We start from the raw sequence: 6,626 nt of genomic DNA on the forward strand, positions 1-6,626 counted from the left end.
GCGGCCCGATCTCGTCAGCTTTCACTTCGGTCTGCCAGAAAAGCCGCTGTTCGACCGGGTTCGCTCAACGGGCGCGCGAATTCTCGGCAACGCCACGACGCTGATCGAAGGCTTGTGGTTGCAACATCATGGCTGCGACGCGATCATCGTGCAGGGCGAGGAGGCGGGTGGCCATGCCGGCTGGTTCCTTGACGGGCACCAGCCGCTCGGCATGCTGTCGCTGCTTCGTCAACTCGACGAGTGCGTGGCGGTGCCGCTGATCGCGGCGGGCGGGGTTGGCGACGGCGAGACGATGGCAGCGGCGGTGATCGCCGGGGCGAATGGCGGGCAGATCGGGACCGCCTATCTCGCCTGTCCCGAAAGCCTGATCGGCGATGGCCATCGCGCGCTGCTGGGCACGGCGGCGGAGACGGTCTTCACCAACGTGTTGACCGGACGTGTCGCGCGCGGCTTTCGCAACCGGCTGATCGATGCCGTGGGGCCGATGAACGAGGTTGCGCCGCCTTTTCCCTATGCGTCCAATGCGCTCGCGCCGTTGCAGGCAAAGACCCGGGCGGACTTCGGGCCGCTCTGGGCCGGACAGGGGGCGATGCAGGCGCCTCCGATGCCGGCCCGTGACCGCACCGAACGGCTGGCGCGGATCGCCATGCAGCTGCTAGGAGAAACGCCATGATCGAAGTCGTCCGCATCCCCGCGCTCAGCGACAATTATATCTGGCTCGCGCATGACGGCGCCTCTGGCCAAACGATCGTGGTCGATCCGGCCGAGGCGCAGCCGGTGCTGGACGCGGCGGCCGCGCGGGGCTGGCATATCGATGCGATCTGGAACACGCACTGGCATCCCGATCACACCGGTGGCAACGCCGCGATCAAGGCTGCGACCGGCGCGGTCGTCATTGCTCCGGCGGCGGAGGCGGCGAAAATCCCCACCGCCGACCGGCTGGTGCGCGAAGGCGACACGGTGATGCTGGGCGATCATGCGGCAAGCGTGATCGACGTGCCGGCGCATACCGCCGGGCACATCGCCTATCACCTGCCGGATGCGCACATCGTGTTCGTCGGCGACACGCTGTTCGCCATGGGCTGTGGGCGCCTGTTCGAGGGGACGGCCGAGCAGATGTTCGCCAATATGAACCGTCTTGCCGCGTTGCCGGGCGAGACGATCGTCTATTGCGCGCATGAATATACCCAGTCGAACGGCCGCTATGCGCTGCATGCCGAGCCGGACAACCAGGCGCTGGCCGAGCGGATGGCGCAGGTCGATGCGATGCGGGCACAAGGCCTGCCGACGGTGCCGACCACCATCGAACTGGAGCGCGCGACCAACCCGTTCATGCGCGCTACCAGTGCCGAGCAGCTGGCCGAGCGCCGCGCAGCCAAGGACAATTTTCGCGGTTGATCGGGCCGGGGGCGGAACGGTATCGGGCGGACGATCATTCTATGCGTTCAAGCCCCAGGAGATGCCCGCCATGATTCGACCCGCGACCCTTCTTGTCGGCCTTGCGCTCGCCACCACCGCATGCGGCGGCACCACGACGCCGAATGCCAATGTCGAAGAGCCGGTCTTCACCAATGAAGCGATGCCGATCGAGAATGAGGCGATGGGCAACGCAGCGATGGGCAACCAGACCGCCGCCGCGCAGAGCGCCACCGCCGCGCTCGCTATGGCGGACGGCACCCCGGCGGGCAGCGCGACGGCGACTCAGACGGCCGATGGCCTGGCGATCACCGTATCGGTCACCGGCATCCCGGCCGGCCCGCATGGCGTGCATGTCCACATGACCGGCAAGTGCGAAGCCCCCAAGTTCGAGAGCGCCGGCGGCCACTGGAACCCGACCTCGGCTCAGCATGGCCTCGACAACCCGAAGGGGTCGCATGCCGGCGACATGCCGAACCTGACCGCGGCAGCGGATGGCACCGGCAATCTCAGCTTTACGCTGAAGTCGGGCACGATGGCGCAACTGCTCGACGCCGATGGCTCGGCCTTCGTGGTGCATGCCGGCCAGGACGATCAGAAGACCGACCCATCGGGCAACAGCGGCGATCGCATTGCGTGCGGCGTGTTCGCCGCGAGCTGACGAAGGCGCGTGCGGCGTGTTCGCCGCAGGCTGATTCATCATGAATCGACGGCCGCCTGAAGAGCGGCTAACCTCCGACCGCGGACGCGCAGACCCGCGGGCGGGGGAACGATCATGAAGAAGCTGTTGAGTTCGGCGGCACTGGCTGCCGCGCTGCTGTTCAATGCATCGGCATCCGCCCAATCTGCCCCGCCGGCCCAGCCCGCGCTGATCCCCACCGAAACGTTCGTGCTGGCCAATGGGCTGCGCGTGGTGATGAACGTCGATCGTTCCGATCCGGTCGTCGCCGTCGCGCTGGTCGCGCATGTCGGATCGGGGCGCGAGACCAAGGGGCGCACCGGCTTTGCCCATATGTTCGAGCACCTGTTCTTCCTCAATTCGGAAAATCTGGGGCCGGGTGGGCTGGACAAGCTGTCGGCGCGAGTCGGGGGCGAGGGCGCGAACGGCTACACCAATCTCGACCAGACCGTTTACCTGCAGACGGTGCCCAAGGACGCGCTCGAGAAGATGCTGTGGGCCGAGGCGGACAAGCTTGGCTATTTCATCAACACCGTGACGCCGGCAGTGGTCGCCAAGGAGATCGAGGTCGTCAAGAACGAGAAGCGGCAGTCCTATGACAACCAGCCCTATGGGCATCTTTTCCCGATCATGCAGGCCGCGCTGTATCCGGCCGATCATCCCTATAGCTGGACGACGATCGGCAGCCTGGCCGACCTCTCGGCCGCGACGCTCGATGATGTGAAGCAATTCTATCGCCGCTGGTATGTGCCCAACAATGCCAGTCTGGTCATTTCCGGCGACATCGATCCCAAGCAGACCCGCGCCTGGGTCGAGAAATATTTTGGGGAGATCCCGCGTGGTGCCGCGGTCGACATTCCCCAGCCGCGCGGCGCGAGCTTGCCTACCACCAAGCGGCTGATGCACCTCGACAGCTTTGCCAAGCTGCCGCAACTGACGCTTGTCTGGCCGACGGTGCCCGAGGGCGACAAGGACGACGCGGCGGTCGAGCTGCTGATCGATGCGCTGGCGCAGGGCCCGGATGGTCCCGTGTATCGAGCGGTGGTCGAGCAGGCCAAGGTCAGCGATGCAGTGCGCGGCAATAGCTGGGACGAACAGATGGCGGGGGTCGCCATGCTCCAGGTGCGCGGCTTCGACGGTGTGCCGCTCGATCGCGTGGCATCGGCGATCGATAGCGGGCTGGCGCGGTTCGGCACGGAGGGGCTGACCGCCGCTCGGCTCGAGCGGCTGAAGGCGGTGCGCGAAGCCGCGCTCTACGAGTGGATCGGCAGCGTGCGCGGCAAGGTCGAGGCGATCGGCGAATCCGAGACGCTGCGCCGCAAGCCTGACCCGGCCGACGTGATGCTGAGCCAGCTGAAGGCGGTCAGCGTGGACGACGTGATGCGCGCCTATCGCACCTATATGCCGGGCAAGCCGCGGTTGGAGGTTGGGTTCGTGCCCAAGGCACAGCCGCAGCTGGCGCTTAGCAACGCCGAAACGGCGAAGGTAGTCGAGGAGCCGATCGTGCAGGGCGCGGAGGCTGCGGTCGACCAGACGGCCGGCAGGACGCAAGTCGCGCGTACCCCGTCCAGGATCGACCGCAGCGTCGAACCGCCGGCGGGCGCTGAACCCGTCGTAACCATGCCCTCGATCTGGACCGGGGCGCTGGCCAACGGCCTGGCCTTGTCCGGCATCGAGGATCGCGAACTGCCTGTCGCTCGGTTCGAAATCGCGATCGATGGCGGCCAGCTACGCGACGACCCGAAGAAGCCGGGGGCCGCCAGTCTGGTCGCCGACATGCTGACGCGGGGTACGCGGACTCGAACGCGCGAGCAGTTCGAGAATGCGCTGAAAGCCTTGGGCGCCAACGTGTCGGTCAATGTGGTGGAAGAGCGCACGATCATCAGCGGCACCACGCTGGCGCGCAATTTCGGAGCGACCGCCGCGCTGGTGCACGAGATGCTGACCGCGCCGCGCTGGGACCCGGCCGAGCTTGCACTGGCCAAGGCAGCCGCGACGGCCGGGGTGCAGGCGTCGCGCGCGCAGCCCGCTTATCTCGGTCAGATGGTGGCGCGGCAGGCGATGTACGGCACCGGTGTGCTCGCCAACGATCCGCGCGGCACGCCGCAGTCGATCGCCGCGCTGACGATGGAGGATCTGCAGCGGTTCAAGGCCGCGAGCTATTCGCCCCGCGCCGCGCATCCGCATCGCCGGCGCAGTGAGCCAGGCGGAGGCGCAGGCCGCCTTTGCCGGGCTGGCGCGCGACTGGCAGGGCGAGGCCCAGGCGGCGCTTGGCTCGGTAGCGTTCGCCGCGCCGGACAAGACTCGGATCCTGTTCTACGACGTGCCCGGCGCCAAACAGTCAGTGATCATGCTGGCGCACCCCGGCCCGGCGCGCGGCGCGTCAGACTGGTTCCAGGCGCGGGCGAGCAACTTCATCCTTGGCGGCGGCGGCTTTGCATCGCGCCTGACGCAGGAGCTGCGCGAGGGTAAGGGCTATACCTATGGCGTGCGATCGGCGTTCGACGGGATGACGACCGGCGGCACGTTGACGGTCATGAGCCCCGTGCGAGCCAACGTGACCCTGGAAGCCGCAACGCTGATGCGCGACATCGTGCGTGACTATGGCCGCACCTTCACCGACGCGGACCTTGCCCTGACCAAGGGATCGATGATCAAGTCGCGCGCCCGCGAGTTCGAAACGCTCGAGGCCAAGGTCCACCTGCTGGGCACGATCGGCGACAATGGCTTACCCGCCGATGTCGTCGCACGCGAGAATGCGACGCTGGCCGCGCTCGACAAGGCGACGGTCCAGAAGGTGGCGAAGGCCTATCTCGACACCGATCGCATGATCATTGTGGTCGTCGGCGATGCCGCAAGCCAGGCGAAGCGGCTGGAAGCGCTGGGCTATGGCGCACCGGTGATGGTCCCGCCGCTGCGCTGATAGGCCCATCGCGCGGCAGGCGAGGGCGACCGGGCAGCATCATCGACGCGTCCCGGTTGATGCTGACACCGGTTTCCTATAGCCATTCAGTGCGCCGCCGGCGCGGCCAGGGGGGCAAATCGCGAAACCGCCAGCGAGCGCGACGGGCATTTGCGCCGGCGCACGGCAATAGTGGAGAGATGCGACGTGAAAGCCTGTTGTTCCTATGCGGCGATGGCACTCGCCATGGTGCTGGCGTTGCCCGCCGCAGCGCAGGATGAGTCCGGCCTGTTGTTCCACGCATCGATGGACAAGAGCCTGACAGCCGACACCGCGGCCGGCGATGCCATCCCCAATTTCCGCAGCCGGGTCGATGTCGTGGCCGACGGCGCGATCGGCGGCGCGGCGCGGTGGGAGGATGACGGCTATGTCGCGTGGAAGGCGCCGGGCAACATCCAGGCGGCGCGCGGCACGCTGGCCTTTTTCTGGCGCGCCCGCCAGCCGGTGGGCGAGGCGCCGTTCAACATCTTCCGCGTCAGCTTTGCCGATCATTCGAGCTGGGACATGGCGTTCCTGCGGATCGACTGGAACGGCCATGGCTTCGACGGGTTCGTCACCGACGCCAATCTGTCGCGCGTGCGCGTATCGTGGCGTATGCCGCAGCTGCCCGACGCGCAGGACTGGCACCACATCGCCTTTGGCTGGGACGAGGCGAGCGGGGTCAAGCTGTTCGTTGACGGGCGCGAGGTCGCAAAGGTCGAGCAGAAGGCCGATCTCGATAGCGGACTCGACCAGTTCGGCATGGCGGGGCGCGTGCTCTCGCCGCATCAGGTGCAAAGCCGCTACAACTTCATGCGCGGGTCGGACCTGGACGAGATCCGGGTGTACGACCGGATGCTGTCGGGCGAAGCCGTCGCCGCGCTGGCGTCGAAACGGGCGGTTTCGGCCACGGCGGCCGTGCCCACTGCCGCCGATCTGCGCGCGACCTGGCTGCACCGTTATGGCTGGGATGCGGGCGATCCGCCGCTGCTCGTTGCGCCGGTGACGCGCATCCGCAAGATCGAGTTCGCCGGCGCCAAGGACCTGAAGCAATGGATGTGGAAGGGCATCGACGGCATCCCCGAAACCACCTGGCCCGGCGTCTACAACCGCTCACGGCTGACCGGGCGCGACGATTATTTCGAGCTGCCCGACTGGAATACCTATGTCGAGGGCGGCAAGCGCTATGACCTGACCGTCCCGTCCGGTGAGCGCTTCAACCAGGTCGAGATCCGCGGCGCAGCTTATGGCGCGCTCAGCTGGACCGGGGGGGACGCGAGGGCCACGACGCTGGCTCGCCGGCGCAAGGGCGCGGTCCGCACCGTCGATCGCTTCACCCCGCATACGGGCGGCACGCTCAGCTTCACCAATGTGATGCAGGAACAGCCGATCCAGGAAATCTGGGCCTATGACGTCGGTGCCGGCAGCGAGCCCGCGGGCAGCTTCAAGCTCGACTATACGATCCGCGCGAGCGCGGCGCCGAACCTGACCGCGCTCGACTCCCTCAACGCCTTCATCGCCGGCCGCCATGCGCCCAATGAGCGCGCCACGGTCCTGGCCATGCCGACCTCGGGCGTGAAGGCGGCGGTG

General features: G+C 67.4%; 5 protein-coding genes and 1 pseudogene. All 6 read left to right on the forward strand.

Annotated features, from left to right (window positions below):
- The coding region (locus BFL28_RS15695; protein ID WP_173655774.1) for an NAD(P)H-dependent flavin oxidoreductase at window positions 1–673 on the forward strand (673 nt) is incomplete at its 5' end.
- Window positions 670–1,398 (forward strand): hydroxyacylglutathione hydrolase, encoded by a 729-nt coding sequence (gloB, locus tag BFL28_RS15700; RefSeq protein WP_069321477.1) that lies wholly within the window; start codon window positions 670–672, stop codon window positions 1,396–1,398. The genes BFL28_RS15695 and gloB, both read left to right, overlap by 4 nt.
- 70 nt (window positions 1,399–1,468) lie before the next feature.
- Window positions 1,469–2,077: a superoxide dismutase family protein gene (locus BFL28_RS15705; RefSeq protein WP_241527361.1), complete on the forward strand. Its 609-nt coding sequence runs from the start codon at window positions 1,469–1,471 to the stop codon at window positions 2,075–2,077.
- Window positions 2,078–2,332: 255 nt separating this feature from the next.
- Window positions 2,333–4,144 (forward strand): annotated as a pseudogene (locus tag BFL28_RS15710) (M16 family metallopeptidase); the annotation flags it as partial.
- 148 nt (window positions 4,145–4,292) lie between these two features.
- Complete coding sequence (locus tag BFL28_RS21585) at window positions 4,293–5,018, forward strand: M16 family metallopeptidase (protein WP_241527362.1); 726 nt, start codon at window positions 4,293–4,295, stop codon at window positions 5,016–5,018.
- A 213-nt stretch (window positions 5,019–5,231) separates the two neighbouring features.
- A partial coding sequence (locus tag BFL28_RS15715; RefSeq protein ID WP_241527363.1) for a LamG domain-containing protein occupies window positions 5,232–6,626 on the forward strand: 1,395 nt, incomplete at its 3' end.

Origin of the sequence: Sphingomonas turrisvirgatae (assembly GCF_001721295.1) — a bacterium.
GTDB lineage: Bacteria > Pseudomonadota > Alphaproteobacteria > Sphingomonadales > Sphingomonadaceae > Sphingomonas > Sphingomonas turrisvirgatae.

Excerpts from the sequence above, each read along its gene's own strand:
- gloB (WP_069321477.1), top strand. The coding sequence starts at position 670 with ATGATCGAAGTCGTCCGCATCCCCGCGCTCAGCGACAATTATATCTGG.
- BFL28_RS15705 (WP_241527361.1), top strand. The coding sequence starts at position 1,469 with ATGATTCGACCCGCGACCCTTCTTGTCGGCCTTGCGCTCGCCACCACC.